At 56.5% G+C, this 23961-nt stretch carries 21 protein-coding genes and 1 pseudogene; 10 read left to right on the forward strand and 12 right to left on the reverse strand.

Annotated elements, in window-relative coordinates; translation table 11 throughout:
* Nucleotides 1–69: 69 nt before the first annotated feature.
* The 3 genes from MUU55_RS05660 to iolG all read left to right on the forward strand — a co-directional run bounded on the left by MUU55_RS05660 (nt 70) and on the right by iolG (nt 3788).
* Entirely contained in the window at nt 70–1608 is a 1539-nt protein-coding gene (locus MUU55_RS05660; RefSeq protein WP_244759769.1) for a sugar ABC transporter ATP-binding protein, read from the forward strand.
* A 63-nt stretch (nt 1609–1671) separates the two neighbouring features.
* The gene (locus MUU55_RS05665) at nt 1672–2691 is read left to right on the forward strand and encodes an ABC transporter permease (RefSeq protein ID WP_244759770.1); all 1020 of its coding nucleotides are present in this window, start codon (nt 1672–1674) and stop codon (nt 2689–2691) included.
* A 104-nt stretch (nt 2692–2795) separates the two neighbouring features.
* Nucleotides 2796–3788, forward strand: a complete 993-nt coding sequence (gene iolG / locus MUU55_RS05670) for an inositol 2-dehydrogenase (protein ID WP_244759771.1) — start codon at nt 2796–2798, stop codon at nt 3786–3788.
* Nucleotides 3789–3855: 67 nt separating this feature from the next.
* On the opposite strand, the gene MUU55_RS05675 is transcribed toward iolG, so the two are convergent.
* The 4 genes from MUU55_RS05675 to MUU55_RS05690 all read right to left on the reverse strand — a co-directional run bounded on the left by MUU55_RS05675 (nt 3856) and on the right by MUU55_RS05690 (nt 9164).
* The gene (locus MUU55_RS05675) at nt 3856–4788 is read right to left on the reverse strand and encodes a M10 family metallopeptidase C-terminal domain-containing protein (protein ID WP_244759772.1); all 933 of its coding nucleotides are present in this window, start codon (nt 4786–4788) and stop codon (nt 3856–3858) included.
* Nucleotides 4789–5534: 746 nt separating this feature from the next.
* On the reverse strand, nt 5535–6470 hold the full coding sequence (locus MUU55_RS05680) for an HNH endonuclease (protein WP_244759773.1): 936 nt from the start codon (nt 6468–6470) through the stop codon (nt 5535–5537).
* A 63-nt stretch (nt 6471–6533) separates the two neighbouring features.
* On the reverse strand, nt 6534–8534 hold the full coding sequence (locus MUU55_RS05685) for a DNA cytosine methyltransferase (RefSeq protein WP_244759774.1): 2001 nt from the start codon (nt 8532–8534) through the stop codon (nt 6534–6536).
* 132 nt (nt 8535–8666) lie between these two features.
* Nucleotides 8667–9164 carry a very short patch repair endonuclease gene (locus tag MUU55_RS05690; protein ID WP_342346046.1) on the reverse strand — a complete coding sequence of 166 codons (498 nt, stop codon included), beginning with the start codon at nt 9162–9164 and terminating at the stop codon, nt 8667–8669.
* A gap of 310 nt (nt 9165–9474) precedes the next feature.
* Between MUU55_RS05690 and MUU55_RS05695 the strand changes: the two genes are divergently transcribed.
* Together MUU55_RS05695 and MUU55_RS05700 are read left to right on the forward strand one after the other, a co-directional pair.
* The gene (locus MUU55_RS05695; protein WP_244759775.1) at nt 9475–11118 is read left to right on the forward strand and encodes a DUF6119 family protein; all 1644 of its coding nucleotides are present in this window, start codon (nt 9475–9477) and stop codon (nt 11116–11118) included.
* A 257-nt stretch (nt 11119–11375) separates the two neighbouring features.
* Entirely contained in the window at nt 11376–11945 is a 570-nt protein-coding gene (locus MUU55_RS05700; protein WP_244759776.1) for a tyrosine-type recombinase/integrase, read from the forward strand.
* A 28-nt stretch (nt 11946–11973) separates the two neighbouring features.
* Here MUU55_RS05700 and MUU55_RS05705 read toward each other — a convergent pair whose 3' ends face one another.
* On the reverse strand, nt 11974–12381 hold the full coding sequence (locus MUU55_RS05705; protein WP_244759777.1) for a DUF4158 domain-containing protein: 408 nt from the start codon (nt 12379–12381) through the stop codon (nt 11974–11976).
* A gap of 91 nt (nt 12382–12472) precedes the next feature.
* Between MUU55_RS05705 and MUU55_RS05710 the strand changes: the two genes are divergently transcribed.
* Nucleotides 12473–13066 (forward strand): hypothetical protein, encoded by a 594-nt coding sequence (locus tag MUU55_RS05710; RefSeq protein WP_244759778.1) that lies wholly within the window; start codon nt 12473–12475, stop codon nt 13064–13066.
* 326 nt (nt 13067–13392) lie between these two features.
* Complete coding sequence (locus MUU55_RS05715; RefSeq protein ID WP_244759779.1) at nt 13393–14061, forward strand: HNH endonuclease; 669 nt, start codon at nt 13393–13395, stop codon at nt 14059–14061.
* Between the two features lie 34 nt (nt 14062–14095).
* On the opposite strand, the gene MUU55_RS05720 is transcribed toward MUU55_RS05715, so the two are convergent.
* From MUU55_RS05720 to MUU55_RS05735, 4 genes are all read right to left on the reverse strand, one after another.
* Nucleotides 14096–14701: a hypothetical protein gene (locus tag MUU55_RS05720; RefSeq protein ID WP_244759780.1), complete on the reverse strand. Its 606-nt coding sequence runs from the start codon at nt 14699–14701 to the stop codon at nt 14096–14098.
* Between the two features lie 52 nt (nt 14702–14753).
* On the reverse strand, nt 14754–15599 hold the full coding sequence (locus MUU55_RS05725; RefSeq protein WP_241605453.1) for a hypothetical protein: 846 nt from the start codon (nt 15597–15599) through the stop codon (nt 14754–14756).
* Between the two features lie 325 nt (nt 15600–15924).
* Entirely contained in the window at nt 15925–16701 is a 777-nt protein-coding gene (locus MUU55_RS05730) for a DUF2958 domain-containing protein (RefSeq protein ID WP_244759781.1), read from the reverse strand.
* Nucleotides 16702–17013: 312 nt separating this feature from the next.
* Nucleotides 17014–17460, reverse strand: coding sequence for a hypothetical protein (locus tag MUU55_RS05735; RefSeq protein ID WP_244759782.1), 447 nt, complete (start codon nt 17458–17460; stop codon nt 17014–17016).
* A gap of 155 nt (nt 17461–17615) precedes the next feature.
* Between MUU55_RS05735 and MUU55_RS05740 the strand changes: the two genes are divergently transcribed.
* Both MUU55_RS05740 and MUU55_RS05745 read left to right on the forward strand, forming a co-directional pair.
* On the forward strand, nt 17616–18317 hold the full coding sequence (locus MUU55_RS05740) for an endonuclease NucS domain-containing protein (protein ID WP_244759783.1): 702 nt from the start codon (nt 17616–17618) through the stop codon (nt 18315–18317).
* A gap of 130 nt (nt 18318–18447) precedes the next feature.
* Nucleotides 18448–18675, forward strand: coding sequence for a sunset domain-containing protein (locus MUU55_RS05745; protein ID WP_244759784.1), 228 nt, complete (start codon nt 18448–18450; stop codon nt 18673–18675).
* Nucleotides 18676–18680: 5 nt separating this feature from the next.
* Here the strand turns inward: MUU55_RS05745 and MUU55_RS29460 are convergent, their stop codons facing one another.
* Complete coding sequence (locus MUU55_RS29460) at nt 18681–19658, reverse strand: flagellin (RefSeq protein WP_437441361.1); 978 nt, start codon at nt 19656–19658, stop codon at nt 18681–18683.
* A 135-nt stretch (nt 19659–19793) separates the two neighbouring features.
* A pseudogene (locus MUU55_RS29465) lies at nt 19794–20360 on the reverse strand (flagellin N-terminal helical domain-containing protein); the annotation flags it as partial.
* Nucleotides 20361–20631: 271 nt separating this feature from the next.
* Between MUU55_RS29465 and MUU55_RS05755 the strand changes: the two are divergent.
* A complete protein-coding gene (locus tag MUU55_RS05755; protein WP_244759786.1) occupies nt 20632–22290 on the forward strand; it encodes a recombinase family protein in 1659 nt (552 codons plus the stop codon).
* 10 nt (nt 22291–22300) lie between these two features.
* Here MUU55_RS05755 and MUU55_RS05760 read toward each other — a convergent pair whose 3' ends face one another.
* Complete coding sequence (locus tag MUU55_RS05760; protein WP_244759787.1) at nt 22301–23686, reverse strand: tyrosine-type recombinase/integrase; 1386 nt, start codon at nt 23684–23686, stop codon at nt 22301–22303.
* Nucleotides 23687–23961: the final 275 nt, after the last annotated feature.

Raw genomic sequence — 23961 nt, forward strand, 5'->3', positions numbered from 1 at the left:
TGCAGGACGCGCGCACGCAGGCGTGCGCGCGTCCGATCCGTTTCAGATTGCTCCGGGAGGGAGGGGACGATGGTCAGTCCGACCACCATGGCCGCGGTTCGCGCAAGCGGCGCCATTCCGAATGCTGAATATCTCCTGTCCGCGGAAGGTGTCCGCAAGGAATTTCCGGGCGTGGTCGCGCTCGACGATGTGCAGTTCAAGCTGAAGCGCGGCACCGTGCACGCCTTGATGGGCGAAAACGGCGCCGGCAAATCCACGCTCATGAAGATCCTTGCCGGCATCTATACGCCGGATCAGGGCGAAATCCTCCTGAAGGGCCAGAAGATCCGGCTGCAATCGCCGCTCGACGCGCTGGAAAACGGCATCGCCATGATCCATCAGGAACTGAACCTGATGCCCTTCATGACGGTGGCGGAAAACATCTGGATCCGCCGCGAACCGAAGACCCGCTTCGGCTTCGTCGATCACGGCGAGATGCGTCGCAAGACCGCCGAACTCTTCAAGCGCCTCAACATCACCATAGACCCGGAAACGCAGGTGCGCGACCTCTCCGTCGCCAACCGCCAGATGGTCGAGATCGCCAAGGCCGTGTCCTATGAGAGCGACGTGCTCATCATGGACGAGCCGACCTCCGCGCTGACCGAGCGCGAGGTGGAGCACCTCTTCACGATCATCCGCGACCTGCGCTCGCAGGGCATCGGCATCGTCTACATCACCCACAAAATGAACGAGCTGTTCGAGATCGCTGACGAGTTCTCGGTGTTCCGCGACGGCAAATATATCGGCACCCACGCCTCGACCGACGTGACGCGCGACGACATCATCCGCATGATGGTCGGCCGCGAGATCACCCAGATGTTCCCGAAGGAAGAGGTGCCGATCGGCGATGTCGTTCTCTCGGTGAAGAACCTGACGCTCAAGGGCGTGTTCCACGATGTCTCCTTCGACGTTCGCGCTGGCGAAATCCTCGGCCTTGCCGGCCTCGTCGGCTCGGGCCGCTCAAATGTCGCCGAGACGATCTTCGGTGTGACGCCTGCGACCTCGGGCACAATTGCGATCAACGGCAAACAAGTCAGCATCGACAGCCCGAACACAGCGATCAAACACCGCATGGCCTTCCTCACGGAAGACCGCAAGGACACCGGCTGTCTTCTGATCCTCGATATTCTCGAGAACATGCAGATCGCCGTTCTCCAGGACAAGTTCGTCAAGAACGGCTTCGTGGCCGAGGGCGAGCTGACCAGGGTCTGCGAAGAGATGAGCAAGAAGCTGCGCGTCAAAACGCCCAACCTGTCGGAGCGCATCGAAAACCTGTCGGGCGGCAACCAGCAGAAGGTGCTGATCGGCCGCTGGCTGCTCACCAATCCGCGCATCCTCATTCTGGATGAGCCGACCCGCGGCATCGATGTCGGCGCCAAGGCGGAAATCCACCGCTTCGTCACCGAACTCGCCCGCGACGGCGTCGCCGTCATCATGATCTCGTCGGAAATGCCGGAGGTTCTGGGCATGAGCGACCGCGTCATGGTCATGCACGAGGGCCGCGTCACCGGCATTCTCGACCGGGCGGAGGCAACGCAGGTCAAGGTGATGGAACTGGCTGCCCAGTGAGATGAACCCAGAGATGGGTCCAACAGGATTTAAGGCCGCCGGGCGGCCGCAAGGGAGGTAATCATGAGCACGAATTCCGCCGCGCAGGCCCAGGCCGCTGCGCAGAAATCTGCCCGCCGGCTCCCGCCGGAACTCAACATCTTTCTCGTCCTCGTCGGCATTGCGCTGGTCTATGAAATCCTCGGCTGGATCTTCGTCGGCCAGAGCTTCCTGATGAACCCGCAGCGCCTGACGATCATCATCCTGCAGGTTTCCGTCATCGGCATCATCGCCGTCGGCGTGACGCAGGTCATCATCACCGGCGGCATCGACCTCTCGTCCGGCTCGGTCGTCGGCATGACGGCGATGTTCACCGCCTCGCTGGCGCAAGCCTCCACCTGGCCGCGCGCGCTCTATCCGTCGCTCACCGACATGCCGGTCATCGTGCCCGTGGCACTCGGCATCGGCGTCGGTCTGCTTGCTGGCTATATCAACGGTCAGCTCATCGCCAAGACGAAGATCCCGCCCTTCATCGCCACGCTCGGCATGATGGTCTCGGCGCGCGGTATCTCCAAGTGGTACACGAAGGGCCAGCCAGTCTCGGGCCTGACGGAACAGTTCAACTTCATCGGCACCGGCATCTGGCCCGTTGTCATCTTCCTCGTCGTCGCTGTGATCTTCCACATCGCGCTGCGCTACACCCGCTACGGCAAGTTCACCTATGCGATCGGCGCCAATGTGCAGGCCGCCCGCGTCTCCGGCATCAATGTCGAAGCCCATCTTGTGAAGGTCTATGCCATTGCCGGTGCGCTCGCTGGCCTCGCCGGCGTCGTCACCGCCGCCCGCGCCCAGACCGCGCAGGCCGGCATGGGCGTGATGTACGAACTCGATGCGATCGCCGCGACCGTCATCGGCGGCACCTCGCTTGCCGGCGGTGTCGGCCGCATCACCGGCACGGTCATCGGCACCGTCATCCTCGGCGTCATGACCTCGGGCTTTACCTTCTTGCGCGTCGATGCTTTCTACCAGGAGATCGTCAAGGGCGTGATCATCGTGGCCGCCGTCGTCGTCGACGTCTACCGCCAGAAGAAGCGCAAGACGTAACCAAACCCTCGCGGTTCGCCGCGGCGCTTTTGCGGGGCGAGCGTATCGCCCCGCCCCTCCTCCCGCATGGTCCCCAAGCATGCGGCTTATTTGAGAGAATGAAGATGACTGTGAGATTTGGTCTTCTCGGCGCCGGCCGCATCGGCAAGGTCCACGCCAAGGCCGTTACCGGCAATCCCGACGCCGTGCTCGTCGCCGTCGCCGACGCCTTCCCCGCCGCCGCCGATGCCATCGCCAAGCAGTATGGCTGCGACGTCCGCACCATCGAGGCGATCGAAGCCGCCAGGGATATCGACGCCGTCGTGATCTGCACGCCGACCGACACCCATGCCGACCTTATCGAGCGTTTTTCCCGCGCTGGAAAAGCCATCTTCTGCGAAAAGCCGATCGATCTCGATGTCGACCGCGTACGTGCGTGCATGAAGGTCGTCGAAGAGACCAAGGGCAAGCTGATGGTCGGCTTCAACCGCCGCTTCGACCCGCATTTCATGGCTGTGCGCAAGGCGATCGACGACGGCAAGATCGGCGACGTCGAGATGGTCACCATCACCTCGCGCGATCCCGGCGCCCCGCCGGTCGACTACATCAAGCGCTCGGGCGGCATCTTCCGCGACATGACGATCCATGACTTCGACATGGCCCGCTTCCTGCTCGGCGAAGAGGTCGTCTCGGTCTCCGCCACCGCCGCCGTTCTGGTCGATCCGGAAATCGGCAAGGCCGGCGACTATGACAGCGTCTCGGTCATCCTGCAAACCAAGTCCGGCAAGCAGGCCGTCATCTCCAATTCGCGCCGCGCCACCTACGGCTATGACCAGCGCATCGAGGTGCACGGCTCCAAGGGCGTCGTCTCGGCCGAGAACCAGCGCCCCGTCTCCATCGAGATCGCCAACGGTGACGGCTACACCCGCCCGCCGCTGCACGATTTCTTCATGACCCGCTACACCGAAGCCTACGCCAACGAGATCGCCGCCTTCATCGCCGCGGTCGAAAAGGGCGCCACCATCACGCCATCAGGCGCCGACGGCCTCGCCGCCTTGGCGCTTGCCGACGCCGCCGTGAAATCCGTCGAAGAAAAGCGCCAGATCTCCGTCGCCTGACGGATCAAAGCTCCCAAGGCAACTGGCCGGGCGACGATGTCGCCCGGTCTTTTTTGTCAAAATCGTTCTAGGCCAGGAAATCCAGCGCGGTCAGTTCCAGGTTGTTGGAAAGCTTGATCTGAAGATCAACAACGCCATCCCCATCAACGTCGCCCTGAATATACGTCCCTCCCTTTTTCGAGATGAACGAACGCAATTCACCCGGCGTATCGCTGAAGGCGGACGTCCCGATGAAGGTGAATGCCTGATCACCGGATAATTCGGCGTCCGCATCGATCTTCGCCAGGTCGATGATGTCGTCGGCGCGGTTGAACTGGATGATGGTGTCAAAAGCAGACACCGTGCTGTTGGACACACGGTCGAAGATGAACGTGTCCTTTCCGGAGCCTCCCGACAGGATGTCTCGGCCGCCACCACCATAAAGGCGGTCGAGCCCCGCACCGCCATAAAGCTTGTCATCCCCCAGACCGCCATGCAGAAAGTCATTGCCATCGCCGCCAAAGAGCTCATCCCTGCCGGCCCACCCCAGCAAGGAATCATTGCCGCCATTGCCGGAGAGTACGTCGTCTCCTCCATATGCTCTTACGACATCTCGTTTCTGCCCCCCTCCGAACGTGTCGTTCCCCGAGAAAATGACGGAAAAAAGAAGCGCGTCATCCATCGTTTCTTTGCTGACACCGGCATCAAAGACGGCTTTCGCCGAAACCCTGAAACCCGTCATGTCCTCAGTATTATAAATATTCCAATCCAGTAATTCCAAATCATACGAGTGATATTCCGTAAAATATCCGCCAACAATCCGTCCTTTCGAGTCGTATTTCAAATCCACGCCGGAAAAAGAACTACGCCCTCCAGTTTCATCGTAGTAGGTTGCGAGGCCGTATTCGGTGCTCGTTCGTATTACGGTCGTGTATGGCCCATTGTTTGGCTCCTTGAAACCACCGAACCAGACATGCGGAGTCACGATCCGAGCATTCCCATCCGCCAAATAGGTCACCATATCAGCCCCCTTTCATCTCCCCTTCAGCAGCCACAATGTCGCCGAAGCACTTACGGTCACGCTGGATCGTATTCGCGGCATATGACGTAATTTTCACACTGATCCGGTGCGGAAATACCGACGACGGTGCCGATCACGTTTCATATCCATGGATGGCTCGCTTGCCCGCATTACCCAGCAATCCTCGACGCGTCAGGAGACTTTTCAAGGAGGTTGAAGTCGGGGCAGCAGCTGCAGCAGGCAGCACAGGCCCACCCCCGTCACAGGGCACAGCCAGACAGAGGTGGCATGATCATTTCAAAAATGCGTGCTTAAATGGCGCACCCGACAGGATTCGAACCTGTGACCTTTGGAATCGGAAATGGTTATCCATGGTTCTAAGCTATTGTTTTATATGATGTACGCTCGAAACTGGACTGGAACTGCGCTACCTTGCGCTCCTCTGCGGTCAAGAGGAAATTAGCTCAGTGGAGAAATTTTTAGCACGGCAAATCCGCGTCATCGGAATTGGTTGTCCATGGTTCTAAGCTTTTGTTTTCACCGAACTTAGATCAATACTGGACTAGGAATGCGCTACCTTGTGCGCCAGCACCGGATCGGAAACTAGCTCAGCACCGGCGACTGAAAATGGCCTGAAAGCCGGTCGCGCGTTAGCTGTGATCGGAACTGAAAGACAAGGCCTCGAAGTATTTGAAATATAATAGCCTGAATCAGCCGTGTGCTGCATCTGTGCTACCTTCGAGCGCTCAATTCGGTAGCCAATCGTATTCGAGAGGGTAATAATCTCGCCGCGCCTTAATCATAGCTCCCCTTGGCCGACTCTCTGCCTGTTCCGGAACAATAAGTTCGCTTAAGGTCTGGTCGATGAAGCGTCTGGAGCTTTCGTCGTCGTGCGCGGCCGCTAAGAATTCGGGTTTGATGTGTATGCGATACTCGTTGTCGAACCATAGCTGGTGTGCATCATAAGCAGCATGATGATTGTGACATAAGGGAACTCCGTTCCATACCTCATCTTCAGATCCTGGCGCGGAAACAGGGTAAATGTGTGCGCCCGCCAATAAGCCTAGCTTAAGGCCACACATCGCACACCTGTGGCCGTAGGCCTGCTTAACCTTTTTACTGAAAGCAGCGTCTCTTACGTATGAAGAAATGGTACGGCGAGCGCGCTCTCCGCTTTCAGCGTCGTTTTCTTCGATAACGCCCGCTGCTTTCGCTGCATCAGAAACCTGGGCGGTGGGAATTATAACGTGGTTATCCAGCATCTCCAGCAGGGCCGGAAGCAGCCGCGGTCGAAGCGCAAATATCTGTTCTCCCGTGTTCGAGGTGTATTGGCTCCACCCATTCTGACTAGCTTCCTGAACAATCCGATGATTGAACAAGATAGAAAATCTGGCCGTTCTCCCGACTCGTGACGTCCCGTCAACAACCACAAGTATTTGCTGCCCGGTTGTCTCATCGATGCCGATCAGTAGGGGTTTGTGACCCTCAGGTTCTTCAACTGCCTGAGAATTTGCAGGATTTTGAAATCGCCATTCATAATCCTTGCGGTTATGCGAACTGGTTTTCGAGAGATGTGCCGCTACAGGCCGGTCACCTGTTGAAGTTGTCACGGTGAGCCGTGAGGGCCAGCCGTCGCCCAAATTTGTTATGGCGGCTACTTCATGGCCGACGGCGGCGGCCATGGTGCTAGCGAGGTCAGCTCTTGACATGGAAACCCGATAAGTGATGCGGCTTGGCAAGCTGATTTAGCTTGCGACAGCTACCTTATCTTTGGTTGTCTGTGCGTCAATCAACTGCACGCGGCTTTCCACAAGAGCGCGTGGAGATAGCAACGGAAACGGATACGTGCACAAAGTGCGTTCGGCACCTATGATCGCATGCGTTCTCGAGGTTCGAACATCGAAACGAACTTCTCGCAACTTTGAGACGCAATCGCGGAACTGCTGGGAATTCATTCCCACTGACGACTGAAGTTGCTTGAGATTATGAAAATCTCCGCAATTTTCAGTCTTACTAAAGAAGTTCAGAAGCTCCAAGCTTTTGTTGTCAATCAACAAATTCCAGTCCGCGTTGATTGAAACTGTGTCTCCGCGGTTCGCATAGTGACCATAAATGTCAATCAGACTGAAAAAACGCGACCGTGCGATTAGTGCATCTTCTACTGCGGCCCAAACGTGAAACACGTCAACGAGAGATTCAACCTGGGCTGTCAGTCTGAGCGTGTCGTAATTGGGCAGATACTTCCTTAATCCGGAGATCTCCACGATTGAGACCCTGTTCGTCTTCGCTGGCCCGCGAAATTCCATCTCGATATGCGGACCCAAATCGGAACATTCTATCGAATATGCTCGTTCGCCAGATATTTTCTGGTCTGCAGCGTGCTTTGTTCGATCAAAGAGGTTCTTGGGTGCTAACCTGTACGATTCCCTCTCTGCAACTGCAGATGGCTTATTGTGGGTGGCTGAAGCGGGATATTGCGTCGCGATCGCTTCCTTGGCAACTTCGGCGAAGCGAGCGCTTCGCAGGCGTTGCCTTTGACGAAAGGTGGATTTGAAGTTCGCCGGGCGAACTGCGAACGTTAAGTCCTGCGTGCTTTCAAGTAGCTGCTCCCTTACTGATACAGCAAGCGCATAGGCTAGGCGCGGAGGAACGGAATTGCCGATTTGTTCCAAGACCTTGGCGAAGCTTCCGACGATCTCGTAGTTATCGGGGAAGCTCTGCAATCTCTTTAATTCTGGCACGGTAAAGTGGCGGTTCTTCCAATGAAATGGCCCCGTGAACTTTCCCGGTTGTGCCTTGATCGTTCTACATGGCGCATTTCGTTCGACCTTATACAAAAGGTCATGAAATTTCGATCGCCATGCGAAAACCGGCGCGGGATGTCCCATCTCGGCGGTGAAATATGCGTAATTGAGACCCTCTGGAACAAATGGAAGTAGGTGCCCGTACAGGCCGCCGAGATTATCGTGATATGGTTCATTCTCTTGTTGGAGATCGGCAATCGCGGTTTCCACAGAAACGAGCGCCTTTCCATTTTTTGCATCTGGTCCATGGGTCGGGAGCGGGAAGGCGAACTTGCCCCGCTTGTGGCCAACTAGGATCAATCGCTCTCGGTGCTGTGGCACGCCATAGTCTGCAGCATCTATGACTTCCCAATTAAGTTCATAGTCCCGTTGCGCAAAGGCTTCATGGATCTCTCGCCAAGCCGCTCCACCATTCGCTCCTGGCAGCCCATAAACATTCTCGAAAAGGAATACTTCAGGTTGCAGCTCGTCTAGAATTCGGCAATACGCTTTGAAGAGTTGCCCTCTATCATCATCAATACCGATAACCCCACCGGAACGCCTACCTGCGGCTGAAAACGTCTGGCACGGCGGTCCGCCGATGACGCATCTAATTCCCATGCCACGAAATTTCGTGGCGTCGAAGTCGCGGATATCCTGTCGGAAAACCTTCGTTGCCGCCCCATAGCTGTTGTGGCGGCCAACGTTTGCTTCAAGGGTGTCGCAGTATGAATTTTCAATTTCGACACATGCTCTGATATCGAACCCAGCTTGGAGAAAGCCTATGTCGAGACCGCCAGCGCCGGAAAACAAGCTCAGCGTAGGGATCAAGCCTGCTTGATTTAACCGGTCAGTTTTGGCTTCAGTACGGGGGGAAGGACCTTTTGGTGCCATATGTATCATAATTCCTTGGTCAAGCACCCGAATCGGGCGCACCCGTAACCCGCTGAAAAAGAAGGACAAAAGCCGCCTCCTCAGTCGCGCTACCATGCACGGCCTATCGGAATTTCGCAAGTGAGGAGAAAATCATCACACAGATTTTGAATATGTGTTGCTAATTTGTTCCTATCGGTTCAGCCCTCACAGGTGTTTGCATCAGCTACCCAAGAATTCGCTAAGCAGCTTCGCGAGCCCCGAACCTCTTTTGATTTGGCACTCCCACAGCACTAAAATATCCCACCCCCTAGCCATGAGCAGTTCTTCGTTTTTCCGGTCTCTCTCTTTGGTTCTGGCCAGCTTGGGCTGCCAGTAGTCAATTCGAGACTTTGGAAGCTTTGAGAGACGGCACCGTTCGTCATCATGGCTATGCCAGAAGCAACCGTTTACAAAAATCACTTTCCGGCGCCCGCGAAAGACCAAGTCCGGTTTCCCTGGCAGGTCTTTAGCGTGCAATCGGTACCGATAGCTCATCGAATGAACGAGCTTTCGGATCACCATCTCAGGTGCCGTATCCGTACTCCGGATGCGGGACATGATCCAGCTTCGATGGGTAGGGGGACCAATCATATTCTTGGTTGTCACCTCGAATGGTATCGCAAGAAGAAGCGTCGCCACCAAACAGCCACGCGATTTGCTGTTGCGCATTGCTCCCATTTTTACCTAGCAAAATGCACATATCCTGACGTTCTGGAAAGAGACGAAACAGATAGCCTTAATCTCGTAGGGCAACACTTCCTCAGCACAGGCTAAAGTGTCTCCGCTGATTCGCAGCACAGCCTTCAGTATAAAGACGCTGTTTTTGCAAACTTGGGACGAATCGAAGTCGCCCCTTGATCGGTGCGAAATTTAATCGGCTGATCGCTGAACTGTCAGAACGTCGTCAAGCCGGCTTTCAAAATCAGTAGTTGCCTTTATGGGCACAACGCCACATTGTATTCGTGTGGAGATGCGGATTGGGGGAGTGATGGCAAGGAAGTCATACACGCTGCATTTGGCCAAGCCTGATGTCGAGGACTTTGCTCAGTTGTTGTCGGAGGTCGCGGCCGGCAAAATCGGAACTCCATTCTTACACGCAGTCATCCGGGAAGACTTCGCGGAAGGGGCATGTCTTTATGTCTTCGACTCTCGCGAAATGCCGCCGAAGTGGCTGCGGGAACTGCGTGGTGAATTTCAGATACCGGGAAATATCCAAACGAACTCGGCATGTGCAATTCTTGCCTTTCGCGTATCCGAACGGATCTTTGCTGCAACCTTCGCGCATGGATGGATGTATCTTGCGGAGGAAAATTTCGAGGGTGATTTTGGTCTGCGCGCGGCGATCAACGCGTTGGATGATGGTAAGCTCAAGCGGCTTGAGCGCGCTAACCTTGGCGACGCCATGAGAGGAGTGTCGCTCTCTCCGTTCCAACGTGATCTGCGCTCTTTCGGGCTCGATGATGCGCTAGATCTTGTTCGCAAGGTAAGCGGGAAGACACGAGACGATGCTTTAGCAGATTCGCTGGCGGGCGCTCGCTCGCTCAAGGTCACGGGGGAGTATGATCTCAATGATCTCCCCCAGATCGCGGCCGAGGCGCTCGAGCTATTCACGGCGACGCGGTATCAGGAGACTGCCTTCCAAATACTCGATGTCGTCACGCCGATCGCGGACAGCCGTCTCATAACCACATTGGACAACTTAGCGGCCGAAAGCATTAGGCAGGGTCAGGCAGACTTTGAACTCGGGCTGCCAGCGAACCACGATGACGATGGAGTCGCTTATTGTTTTTCTGGCCCACGATTGCGTGGCAGATTTCCTGATCTTCTGATGCGACACTACATATCGGCTTTGGGAGCGAGGATTGCCGACGTAGACGCGCAAACCCTTAGGGATCATAGGATCATAGCTGAATTCGAGGATGACGCGCGGCCAGATCAAAAGTGGTCAATCCGCAAGGCACTCGTCGGCTCGATGGTTCACGATGGTGGGCGATATGCGGCAAACGAAGGTGAATGGTATAGGATCGATGAGATTTTTAAGACGGCGATCGAGGATACTTACAGCAATCTCGTCGTGGAATGGGACAACCCACCGGTACCTCTCCGCAAAGAGTACGATGAAGACGGGAATGGCCGGTATCAGACAGAGGCAAGCTATAACGCGGAGCGTGCGGCAGCGCTTGGCTATGTTTTACTGGACACCCGAAGCGTGAACATTCCCGGTGTCCAACGCTCAGATTTCGAGCCGTGCGATATACTCGATATCATCGACAAACGTTTTATCCATGTGAAAAAGAGTTCAAGGCGCTCAAGCGTCCTTAGCCACTTTTTCAAGCAGGGATCGAACGCTGCGCAGAATTTCAAGCGCTACCCTGCAGCTTGGGACCAACTCATTGCTCTAACCGCCGAGATTTCCGGGGCAGATGCGTCAGATAGGCTGCGGATCGCGCTGGCGGATGTAGAGAGGCCTTGGACCGTCGAATTTTGGATCGCCGATACTCCGCGGGCGAACGGCGCGTTCAATATTCCGTTCTTCAGTAAGATTTCGCTCCGGGACGAAACTTCTCGACTTACCGCGATGGGCTACGGTGTACGCATTCGCTTCATTGGTTTGGAAGCCGTCGCCATCTAACTCGGGACGGCGGTGTTGATGAACACGATCATTGGACGCCATTTTGTGCGGGCGAGCCGCGAATATCCGAAGACTCAATGAACGATCATGTGATGGACCAAACCTAAGAAAATTTACAAATCCTGATGTTCGGAAGTGAGACAGTAGGAAAGCCTTGATCTCGTAGAGTAATTTTCAGTTGGCGTCAGGGTCTCGCCCTTGCTGCTCATCGGCAACATAACGAACGGCATGGAAAAGCTGCCTTTCGTGAGGTTTTGATGAAACAAGCTCGGGTTTTAACGGATGCGGAATTCAAGCGGCTGCTGGCGGTGGTCGCGCAGATGAAACATGCGGGACGTAACCGGCTGGCGCTGATGCTGTCGCATTTCGCTGGATTGCGCGTCGGTGAGATTGCCGCGCTGACCGTGCGAGATGTAATCGACGGCGATGGCAAGGTGCGCGAGCAATTGCGTCTGAGCGCGGAAGTCACCAAGGGCGGGCATGCGCGTGTCGTATTTCTGAACGACAAGCTCCGCCGGGAGATCGAAAAACACCGAGGCGAATGGTCCGAAGACCGGGCAGCCGACATGCCGTTGCTGCTAACACAGAAACGCACGGCATTTTCCGCGAACACGCTCTGCCAACTGTTGGGACAGCTTTACCGGAGTGCCGGTCTCGACGGGGCGACCTCGCATAGCGGTCGCCGCTGGTTCATCACCCGGCTTGCACATTCGGGTGTCAGTCCGAAGGTCATCATGACACTCGCGGGACACCGCAACCTGACAACGACGCAGCGATACATAGACGTGCGCGACGAGATGATGAAGGCGGCTGTCGATCTGTTATAGCCGCAGTTGTCGTGAAACACGGCATAGGTCATGGCGTCACAACACGTCCACGCAGCAACCAACCGACAAGCCGCTGTATGAACGGTGCGGAGTTGGTAGAAGTCGGCAGGCGCTCTTGCGGTTTCTCCTCGGTCGTCTGGTGCCGTTTTAGCCAATCCAGCATGTCGGTGCGGTGCGTGCGGCAACGTTCGCGGCGCTCGGCTTCGGCGTTCAGCCGTAAAATCTCCACGTCATCGTCGAAAATAGCGTTGTGTAGTTGCCCGGCGAGAAACGTCATGACCTCATCCGGCACCTTTCTGTCTCGGGCGCTCATTGACGTGAGATAGCTTGGTCCCTTGCCGAGCATCCGCGCTGAAAAATCGGCCTTGCTTTGCACGAGCCCCACCTGCTGCATGCGCTCGCAGACGTTTTCCAGAAATTCGATGTCATTGTTCATTTCGCTCCCTCCTTCAATACCTGCGGTTCTGACCTGTTTGACGCAGAGTTCTGCTGCTGACCGCTAAATAACTGAGATATTTATCGGAACGATGCTGCTGAAGGAGCAGCAGGAGGACGGCATGGAGCATAACAATAAAGAACAACGTCGACGTCTGCGGGACGCCTATATGAAACTCGGGCTGCAAATGCAGCCGAATGCCTTTGTCACCCTGACGACGAATGACACGGCCAAGACCGACCCTCGCGAGAAGAAAGATCAAAAGAATGGACCACCCAAGGCGCTGACGTGGAGATATCAGGGCGAACCGAAGGTGTCGGAGATATCGAAGACGCTTGATATGACACGTTTGATCGGTGAATACCTCGCCATGATGGACAGGGCACTGCTCGGCCGGAATTGGAGCCAAGTTTCACCTGATCAGCGCACCGATGGTCTTTTCATCATCGAGCATACCAAAACGAATATCCACGCCCATGGGCTTCTACGCTTTCCGGCCGCGAAGTGCCACGATCTTGAAGTCCTGACGCTGATGAAGTGGAACCGGCTGACGCAATCCGGCGACACGGATTTTCAAGCGATCTACGATTTGGCTGGCGCGGCCGGGTACTGCATGAAAGAAATGGCTAGCGTGCAATTCAGCCCTGATCAGGCCGTCCTCGCCCGGCAGTTTCACACTACCTGACACATACGTTCGCAATGACACCACCCTGGCCTCGCCGGTGGTCCCTCGTGCGCACGGATTGGCATAACGATTGCTGCTTTCCCAGAGCGGCAGTTGAAAACCATGAGTAAATGACAAGGTTCAAGAGAACCAAAGACGTCTTCGAAATACATGCACAGACCCTGATACGGTCGAAGACGACAAAGACTCGAATATCAAGACTATCTAAAATCTCGCCGAATGATCCGTCCGGATCGAATTTCCCCCGAACTAAACGAAACTTTCTAACGTCTCATTAGCCTCCGGCATGCGAGGTTTTTTCCCGATGCCAATGGAGCAACGGGCGCATGAGCCTCCGAACGAAGCGCGTGCGCGCCTATAATGAACAGAATGGCCGCTGCTATTACTGCCAGTGGCCGATGTGGGAGCGTGCTTTCGAGCCAGAAGATCACGCGCTTAAACGCGTCACAGCCCTACGCAGTCACAAAACCGATCCCGTTTCCAATCTGCAAAGCTTCGAATGCACCGCCGAGCATGTCGTGCGACTAGCCGATGGCGGCACCGACGACAGCTCTAACATCGTTGCTGCCTGCCTCGCCTGCAACAGTGCGCGCAACCGCGCGGCTTCTGCCGATTGGCAAGTTGATCGCACAGCAGCTAACCAATTCGAGGACGCGGGCCAGGACAAAGGCTTTGATGATGCCTTTTACGAGATACCCGGTCTGACACAGCAATATCGCTTCAAATGGCATTACAACTTCTTTGTGGAGAAACCGCGCTGGGAGGTCGAAGTCGCAGCAATGAAGCTGGGCGACTTTTCAACGGTCGGCAACCGATACCAAACCGCCGATAGCATATCGCTGATCTATCCGGCGTTCATGGACGAGGACGACTTTGCGCGATCGGGTGAGATATTCGCGCAGCACCGGGTAATCCCCGGCGCTCAGATCATGCTGGAAAATCCCGCGCATGAAGCCGCGTTGAGGGCGGTGTTCGCAAACGCGGTCGTAAAATGAAAATAGCGGCAGGACCGAAGCCCTGCCGCTATTCTTACCATAGATCGTCCTGACGCTTCAGCCTGTCCAAAAGGAATGACCGGGTTTCGCCTTTCGGCTCTTCTTCCGGAGGTCCTTCAAGTTCACCGAACAGGTCTTGCAGATATCGCCGCTGGATTACCCGGCGATAGCTATCTTCTCCGAACTCACCCGTCTTTTTCAGGCGCGGTAGTGGAAACTCCTCGATGACCTCCCGCGCCGCCTGATAAGCTTCGTTGGCAGGGGCGTGGATATCGGCCTCATAAACTATGAAGGCCGCTTCATCAGGGGTTCCCTCTATACGCTCGCGGTAGCTTTCCACGAGCCGTTCGGCCTCGTTGACGAACTGCCGACGGGTTTCCGCAGACAGTTGCTTGCGATTGATCGCAAAGCCTATCCTGCGCATGAGGTCATCACGCTTGTCATTCCATTCTATAGCAGCCTTGGAAGCCGAAATGGAAAGATCGGTCTTGGCCTCCTCGTCGTAGGCGGCATAGCTGCTGCCGAGCAGGCGTTTCATGTCCGTAGAATGAACAGTCTGACCGCCAGCAAGTTCGTCTAGGGCGATGCTGGTACAGCCGGCGAGCAAGCGTTTGGCTACATATTGATTAAAATCAATCATTTGTTCCTCCGGGCCAAACAGAAAAAGGGGGCTTTCGCCCCCGATTTCATGTTCAAGCCGCTGCCTTCAGGTTCAATGCAGCAAGGAAGCCTTCCGGCAAATCTGCTGTCTTGAAGCGAGGATCAAGTTCAAAGGCATCCTTGACTTTCTCCCATGCCTTGGCAACGATTTCCACGAGGCCGGCTACATCGGTGGCTCCGAAGAGAATATCGCCGCCGCCGTCACTTGCCTTCCTGACGACCATCAGGCCGAGGCCGTTGCTATCGAAGGCAACGTCGGAGACGATTTCCTTGGAGAGCGTCGTGCGACCCTTCATGAAGTTGACCTTCACGGGGATTTCACTCGGCTTGTTGCCGCCACGCGCGCCGCCAGCTTCCCGGCTTGCGCGTTCGAGCTTGCGTAGCGCCTCGATCCCGGTGGTCTTCTTCCCGTTCGTATCGACATGGACGGCATTGTTGATCGCGTCCGTGATTTGATCGAGGGAGACCAGGGTTTCGTCTTTCAGCAACTGGGTCATCGGATAAGCGTAGTTCTCGAAGGAACGAAGCTTACCGCCCTTGTCGTGAAAGATCGTCCGCATGATCGGCAGAAGCATGTTACTCTGGCCGAGTTTGGATTTCTCCTTATCGGTCAGGTCCATGCCAGCGATCTTCTTAAGATCCGGTGGCATCTTGACGTCAAGGGCCTTCATCAGATTGATGAATTCCTTGACCTTCGCGATGTCGCCCAGCGTCTCGCGGACGAACAACGCGGTCTGTGCAAACAGACCGGCACTGTCGAGGTCGAGTTTGGTTTGTCTGTCAACCAGGCCTACGGCGGTAGCGGCAAGCACCTTGATACGTGCTGCTACGGTATCGGTAGGCTTGGTGATCAATGCGGTTTTCAAAAGTTCGCTCATTTGCAACGTCCTTGTTCTCGGTGGCCGAAGCCATCCAGTTGGATGTGACGCCCCGATCGGATGATCGAAGCCCGCAAAGCAACCCGGCGCACAGCGCCGTGAAAACAATTCAATTTGCAAAGAACACAGCCGGAGGGCTGTCGGAAAGCAATGCCTTCCTACGGGCGAAGAAATATCACAGGGATCACTATTGTAAAGCCGGAAGTATATTAATGGATAACGATAGATTAATATTGAGAGTGAAATTTTATTAAAATTATAATTATAAATTTCTTCATATATATGAAGAATATTTCTGATGATCTTCTGGCTTGCTCAACATAGCTTATTTCACATTGCTGCGATAGAGCAGATAGTCATCATAGATCGTACGTGAGCGCAATCCCGCTAGCACCGGATGTTCCCTGTGCGCTTGGTCGAAAACGCTGGCAACCGCTTTTGATGACGGCGGGGCATCGAGCCGGGACACATTGCCGGTCAGTGGCAGTTCGGCAAGCTCCGGCTCTTCGACAATCTTGCCGGTCATCACGCCAGCCTCCAGATATGCGCTGATCGGCATGGTGGCCGAGAATGCTTCGTCGCGGATGAGATCAATGCCGAGCATCGGGCGCAACGCCATTATGTCAGAGACCCAAAGCGGCTGAAACACCGGGCCAGCATCGGTTAGATTATGCAGGGCATCGACTGCATGTCCACAAAGTCGGGTGCGGGTCAGCAATAGGACGGCGTTGCCATTCGGATCGTAGAGCCGAGCGACCGGCGGGAAATTTGCATTCGGCCGCGCATGCCAACGCAGACAACGAAGCAGGGTTTCTGGGAACAACCGCCGATATCGGCCGGGGTGGTCCATCTCGTGGACGGTGATGATTTTGCCCTCGGTCAGCGCGAACAGCAGAATTGCTCGCCATGACAGCGCCGATAGGTAGCTACGCTGATGCAACTCGCCATCGACCTCGTAGCTCAGGTTCAGCGCCGTGCCTTTGCGCTTGATCTTGTAGAGACGTTCGGACCCCACATGCAGGTCGGTCATAAAGAGCATGGCAAGGTCGATTTGTGCCTGCGTGGGCTTGCTGTCGTGATCGTCGCTTGAAGGGGGCTGCATCTGGTCTCCGCTCGTTTTCGGCGGAACAAAATTCCAAATGGCGCAAAGAGCGAGTTCAAAGTGCAGCCGGGCGGAACAGTAACAGCGCGCGGGGGTTCCGGGGTGAGATTTGCGGCAACGTGCGTCAAACAGAAGCTCAGAAGCATCAAGGAATGCGGTCCGGCCCGGAAACATTGCGGCATAGCGTACCGACCCGGACGCGCGTCCGTGGCGCTCTTTGACAGCGTTCCGGCCTTGCCGGAACGCACGAAGGCCATAGGATCATTCATGATCCTATGGCCTTCGGATGCTTGCCCGCGAAAACTACGCGGTTTATTTCGGCTTGCGCAGCATCTGGCCGCGCTCGGTGGCAGCAGCGGTGAGTTGCGCGTCCAGTTCACCAGCCCGGACAGCTTCGACTAGCGTGTCGATGACCTTCGGCAGTGCCGAAAGCTCGCCAGCTTCGATGGCGTTCTTGTCCTTAGCGAAGTCGATGGCCTTGCCGGCATAGCGCAGTGCGAAAAACACCTTGCCGTTGCCGTCGGTGAACCAGCCCTGACGCACGCGCTTGGGAGCTTCGACGTCGACGCGGACACCTTCCGCGTTCTTCTTGCGCACGACATGCGTGGGCGTGAACGCCTGACCGGCGATCTTCGCCTCGGCCATCTGCTTCTGTTCGGCCAGCGCCGCGATCATCTTTTCCCGCGCACGCTGTACCGGATCGACGGCAGCGCGAACCGGGACTGCGGAGGTGAGCTTGAGAGCCTTGAGGTGGGACATGCTGTGATCCTTTCCGAGACCGTTGAACGTGTTTCCCGGATACAGCCGTCTGCCAAAAGGGCGAGCAAAGAATGGGTTTGGAGGCCCGTTGTAACCAAGAGGTAATCCGTTCCGGCTATCCCTCTGAGTTGCAAAGAATGGTGTAGGGGGCATTCATGGTTCAGCGGCATAGTGTGGTCATCGCGAAGGACGACGGCGGGCTTGAGGTCTATCCACTGAAACAATGGCTTCGGCAGAACCCCGACCATTTGCCGGCGGGCATGGATGGCGCTCGCAACACGTCGCATCAATTGCGTGCGGCACTTCGACAAGCCGGGTGGACGATGCAGGAAACGCCTGATGAAATCCGTATGATCTTTCCCGGACACTCAGCCCGCATCGATGCTGTCGATGAAGTCTTGGGTGGGACCGACGAACCGGTCGGTGAAAGCGATGAAGGCATTCCCTACTTTTCGCTGGAGTATCAGCTACGGGATTTCCTTGCCACGAACCTGTCGTCCATTGATTTCGGCGGGCGCAAACTGAGCGTCTATGTCGATCCGACCGGCAGGGATGGCGTTGAATATGCAACGGCGGTCGGGCCAATCGACATTCTCGCTGTCGATGAGACGGGCGCATTCTTCGTCTTCGAGCTGAAACGAGCGCAAAGTTCCGACCGCGCTTTGGGGCAGATCACCCGATACATGGGGTGGGTGAAACAGACTATCGGGCGCGACAAGGACGTGTCCGGTATCATCGTGTCGAAGTCCGTCAGCCGAAATCTGAAGTACGGCCGAACCGTCGTGCCGAATGTCTACCTGTTCGAATATGCAGTCAGCTTCAGCGTGGCCCCGGCTCACGACATCGACCCGTTATAGACACGCTTCCGATGACGGCGGGGCCCTTCCGTGCTGTGACAATTTTAACGTGTTTTTCAACGCGACGTAAAAGGGTGCAGCTTACTCGTGTTTCATGAGCAAGTTTCCTCTGATCGTCGCAGGCACTTGGATGACCGTATTCCTCGGAACCGGAGGCTACGCATTCGTGCCGCGATCCCTCTACGATCCGGCCTGTGACATCAAGGGCAATATCTCGATAAACTCGGGCGAACGCATCTACCATGTCCGTGGCCAGGAATATTACGACGAGACGGTCATCCGGGGGGAATATGGGGAACGCTGGTTCTGCACCGAGGACGAAGCCCGCAACGCGGGCTGGCGCAAAGCAGGTAGATAGAGCGACTACCGGAACAACTGCGCAACATTATCGGCATTGCCGTTGGCGATCTGCAACGACTGGATAGCAAGCTGTTCCTGTGTCTGGAGCGCCTTGAGCCGCGTCGATGCCTCGTTCATATCAGCATCGACAAGCCGGCCAATGCCCTTGTCGATGGATGCCATCAAGACTTGCGCGAACTCGGTCTGCATATCGATGCGGGTCTTGAGCGCGCCGAGGGTGCTGGCACCGGATATGACCTTCTCCAGCATGGCATCGACGCCGAACAGATAGTTGTCGAGATCGTTGGCGGGATCGGTGATATCGACGTCGAGAATGTCGAAATCCGGCGCGGGGCCGAGATTGTCGGTGACATTGCCGATCCTCATATAGGCCCGGCTGCCTGCGTTCGGATACAGCGTCTTGTCGATGTCGAAGACGATCCCGCCTGCTATCGATGTGGCATCCAGACCGTGTCCTTCCAGAGCATAATCGAGAAGTGCCGCAAAAGCTCCTTCAGACGGTATTCTGCCATCGGTCGTTCCAAATACAAGATCGACCATATCGCGCGTAACGGTGATCGTCGTCACCGGATCGCTCCCTACCTGAATGTCGAAGCTGAACTCGATATCGCGGTAGATCGTGAACGGTCCGCTGAAGCTGAAGCTCCATTGCGGATACTGGTTATTGAGTTCGGACAGCGGTGTGTTTTCGAGACCTGCACCGAAGCTGCCCGAGCCAAAGCTCGATGTGACGCCAGTAATTTCGATGCTCGATCCGGGCAGTGCTGTCGTTTCCGCGCTTGAGATACCCAACCTATTGCCACCGGCCCATCCGGCAGAAGCCGGGACAGCATTGGCAGTGAATACATGGTCGAGGATGGCACCATAGTCCTGCGCAGTCGCCACGATGCCATCGCTCGTGCCAAGCGCGGCATCGACAGCAGCCCGGTCAATCACCAGCGTATGGCTGACGCCCGGAGCAAGCGGGCTGTCATCGACCATGACGTCCAGCGTGATCGTATCGCTAGCCCCGAGTGTAAAGAGGCCGGTGAAGGCATAATAGCTTTGGGCTCGGCTGCTCTGCTGGTTGGTGTTCGCCCCACGAAAGCCGCCGATATCGCCAAGCGAACGGATATCCTTCTGCAAAGCCCCGCCGCCACCGACATTGAACAGGCTGAGATCAGCCATGTCGATTTCCGTCGTTCCGACATGCACATTACCGTCAGCGGAGCGGATGAAGGACGAGGTGATGCTGGTCGGCAATCCTGAGAGCCCGTTGATGTCCTGCGGAGCATTCGTGTTGAGCCAGTTGACGCCGTTGAAGCTGGCGGATGTTGCGATGGAAACAAACTGTTCCTTGAACTGATCAAGCTCGGTCTGGATCTTCGCCTTGTCCACGCCGTCTTCTTTGGCGGCGACCAGCTTTGCCCGGAACTCCCCGAGCACGTCTACGGTGGCGTCGAGGCCAGAATAGGCGACATCGATCTTCGCAGCACCGAGCCCGAGCGCATCGGATACGGCGGAAAGCGCCATGTGGTCAGAGCGCATGGTCGTGGAGATCGACCAATACGCTGCGTTGTCCGCTGCGATCTGCACGCGCAGCCCGGAACTGACCTGCCGTTGCGTCTCGGCCATGTTGCTGCCGATCATGCGCAGGGTTTGCAGCGCGGCCATTGCGGAGGTGTTCGTCAGAATGCTGGTCATGCAAGGAGCCTGCGGTGATGTTCTCCGTCAGCCGAACCAGCGTCCGCTCAAGTTGCAATGCACTCAACCCGCATTAACGCTTCGTTAACCATTGCGGCGTCACAACCAATGCTGAGAGCTGTGGTGATTTGCGTCGGCTTTCTTCCGATCCCGACACCTCCTTTCCGCAAGCCGCAGCCTTACGCCGGTGCAGCCATTTGCACCCCGCGCTCCCTCATGCTCGCCCGCCCGATAGCCCCATGTTAGCGGATCGCAACATGAGGAGGCCGTCATGGGCACCGAAGACACCAACAACAGCACCTTTCCGATCCGGGCTTACTCCTACGTCCGTATGAGTACTCGCAAGCAGCTTCGCGGGGACAGCCTGCGCCGGCAGCTTGAACGATCGAAGGCGTTTGCGGACGAACACTCTCTGCTTCTGGACGACAGCTTGCAGGACTTGGGCGTCAGCGCGTGGAAAGGCAGGAACTTCAAGACCGGCGCGCTCGGCCGGTTCCTGGCGATGGTCGAAAACGGGCAAATCCCCAAGGGCAGCTACTTGCTGATCGAAAGCCTCGACCGGCTATCACGCGAAGCCGTGCCGGATGCGTTGACGCTATTCATGGCGATCATCAATGCCGGCATTGTCATCGTGACGCTTGGCGAGGACCGGCAGGTTTACAGTCGCGACCGGCTCAACGGTGACTGGACCAAGCTTATCATCGGGCTTGCGGTGATGTCGCGCGGTCACGAGGAGAGCCAGACCAAAAGCGAGCGCATCAGCGCGGTCGCGAAACGGAAACGGGAACTGGCCCGCGAAGGCAAGGGCCATATCACCAGCATAACACCCGCATGGATCGATGCCCGAAGGATCGATACGAGCCGTTACGAGTTCACGCTGAACCACCATGCGGAAACGGTGAAGGCGATTTATGAGATGGCAACGCGGGGGCTCGGTGCGACGGTGATCGCTCGCAAGCTCAACGCAGATGGCATTCCCGCTTTCAAGAGCCAGGACGGCTGGTATCAGAGTGTCATCAAGGCGCTGCTCGCCCGCCAGGATGTCATCGGCATATTCCAGCCGCACAGGATCGTTGACGGCAAGCGCGTGCCGGACGGCGATCCGATTGCCGGCTACTTCCCTGCCGCGATCGACAAGGATTTGTTCCTGCAGGTGCAGGCCCTACGGAGCAATCCGGGCAAGCCCGGCCGCAAGGGCAACACCTTTGCCAATCTCTTCACCGGGCTTTGCCATTGCGCCCATTGCGGTGGGCCGATGACGATGAAGATGAGCCGGGTGAAGGGGAACGAGAACGGGCGTTATCTGGTCTGCGCGAACTATGTGCGCGGGCATCGTTGCACCGATGGCAACCGGCATTTCCGATACGAGCCGCTCGAGGCGGCTATCGTCGATCATGTCACAGAAATCAATCTTGCCGAGACGCTGCATGCGGCAAGGTTCGATGACACCGTGCGGGAGTTTGACGAGAGGATTGCCGAACTGGCCCTACAACTGGAAGAGCTTCGCAGAAAAGAACAGCGGCTAGCGCAGATAATCGAGGATGATAACGCGCCGCCAGATGCCGTGGTCGATCTGCTGAAGGCCCGGCAAAGCGAACGGAAGGCTGTCGAAGCCGAGCTACGGCACCAGCAGGCCGAAAGACAGCGCCGGTCAATTCGGCACGATAGCCCCATGGAAACATGCGACCTGATCGGCAGGTTGCGAGACGCGTGGGAGCAAGCTGACGATGCTGCCCGCTATGACCTTCGCTCGGAGGCGCATGCGGCCATCAGGGAGATCATCACGGAAATCGGCTTTGACAGTAGCGATTGCTCAACAACGCTGATCGTGGAAAACGGTATCGTCGTGCATCGGTTTGCCGAAGATCAAGCCTCTAGCCGACATCAAGTGTGGTATGCAGTGCCCCTCATGACAATGCCCGCCGCCTGATGCGGTCAGGCTATGAACGTTGTCCACCGTACCTTTGCGAAAGTTTGTCAGCGGTGCGCTCGGTGGTCGCCCCGGCTTTCAACTCGGCTAAGCGTTTTTCCAACAAAGCGATTTCGTCGTAGGTCTCGTCGTCAAGCAGCTTCGGTTCCTTCATCAAGTCCTCCTCGCCGGGGCGAAGGAAGTCTTTGATCTGCTCGGTATTGACCTGGGCATAGTGCTTGTCGATCATCGAAATCGAAGTGCGGGTGTTACGGGCGACATGGTGGATCGAGACATTGTTGGCGAGCATCTGCGAGATATAGAAGTGCCGGAATGAGTAAGCGGTTCGCTTGACGCCTCGGTGGTCACGCTCCAAGTCGGCCGCTTTGAGCAAGGCGTTCAAGCCGCGCTGGAACGACAGGATGGGTTTGCCGCCTGCATCCGCAAAGACAGGATCGTCATCAGTGGGCTCGCGACCGACCTCGCTTACAAACACGTTCCACAACATATGAAGCGCCTGGATTGCACCATGCAGAGGCACGGCATTGCCATGCTTGCTTTTTCCGTGGACTTGTAGCCGGGCGTCCTGCTGGAAAAGGGGAAGGTCTTTTGTATCGCGATAGCGGAGAATATTGCTCCACTTGAGGTTCTTTGCCTCCGTGGGGCGCAGGCCCGAACTGGCCATGAATTCGATATAGGCGTGCAGACGGATACGATCCGACCGCACGCGGCTGGTGAGCGTGCTTTGCGTCCAGACCCGACCGTCTTTCGCCTTGATGAGCCTGACTGATTGCTGAGGCTCGCTGATCCGCTCCAAGCTCTTTCCGAGCAGACGTTCGTATTCCTCCGGCGCGAACCCGGGACGGCGCGTGTCGGGTTTCTTTTTCGCTCTGACGGCCGGGATTATGATCGGCTTGCAATAGCCCCATTTCGCCGCCTGCTCGAATAGCTCGCGGATGATGACCATCTCGCCCTTGACCGTGCTCAAGGCTGCGACCTTCCGCGGTGCAGGGCGAATAAAAACCCGGCCATCTTCGCGTTCGCATCGGATTTTCTGAATGTGAATGCCGGGGCCCGTCGTCCAATAGGTCTTACGCCATTCCAGATATCGTTCGATGTCGGCGGTGGTGATCGTCTCGATGGCGCGGTCCCCGAAGTAACCCACAGGGAAACGGCGAATGATCGGTGGCCAATAGATCGGGTGATATTTGCTGCGTTCGTCGCGCTCGGCCTCTGCGACGACTTTTTCGATGAACTCTTCCGCCACCTCGACAAAGGAGCGGCTATCCAGCGAAAGGCCCTGCTTGTTGCGAAAGCTCTGCTCGTGCCAGATTTCGTAGGCGCGTTGCAGCGCCTCTTCCTGGTTCGCGGTTCCCAGCGTCCTTTTGTATTGCTTGCCGCCGAGCGAATATCGCATCGACCAGTTCCGCGTGCCTTCTCGCTGGAAGAGCGAAAACGGGGTCTTCTTCGTTGAGGCCGGGCTTTGCAGCATAACGTGGGGCACCTTTCGAGTTGCTATGGTCGGTGCGCTGCGCTGAAACTGCGCTAGCGACGTGTCCAAGCCCCGGAAAGCTACCTTGAAATCATTGAAGAATTCCCAAGCGCATGCGCTACTGGGCTAGGACTGAGCTAGCTTATTTCCAGTCCGCATGAGGACAAGCTAAGACTGATAAATCAATGATTTCAAGTAGT

It is taken from the genome of Shinella curvata, assembly GCF_022899935.1.
Taxonomy (GTDB): domain Bacteria; phylum Pseudomonadota; class Alphaproteobacteria; order Rhizobiales; family Rhizobiaceae; genus Shinella; species Shinella curvata.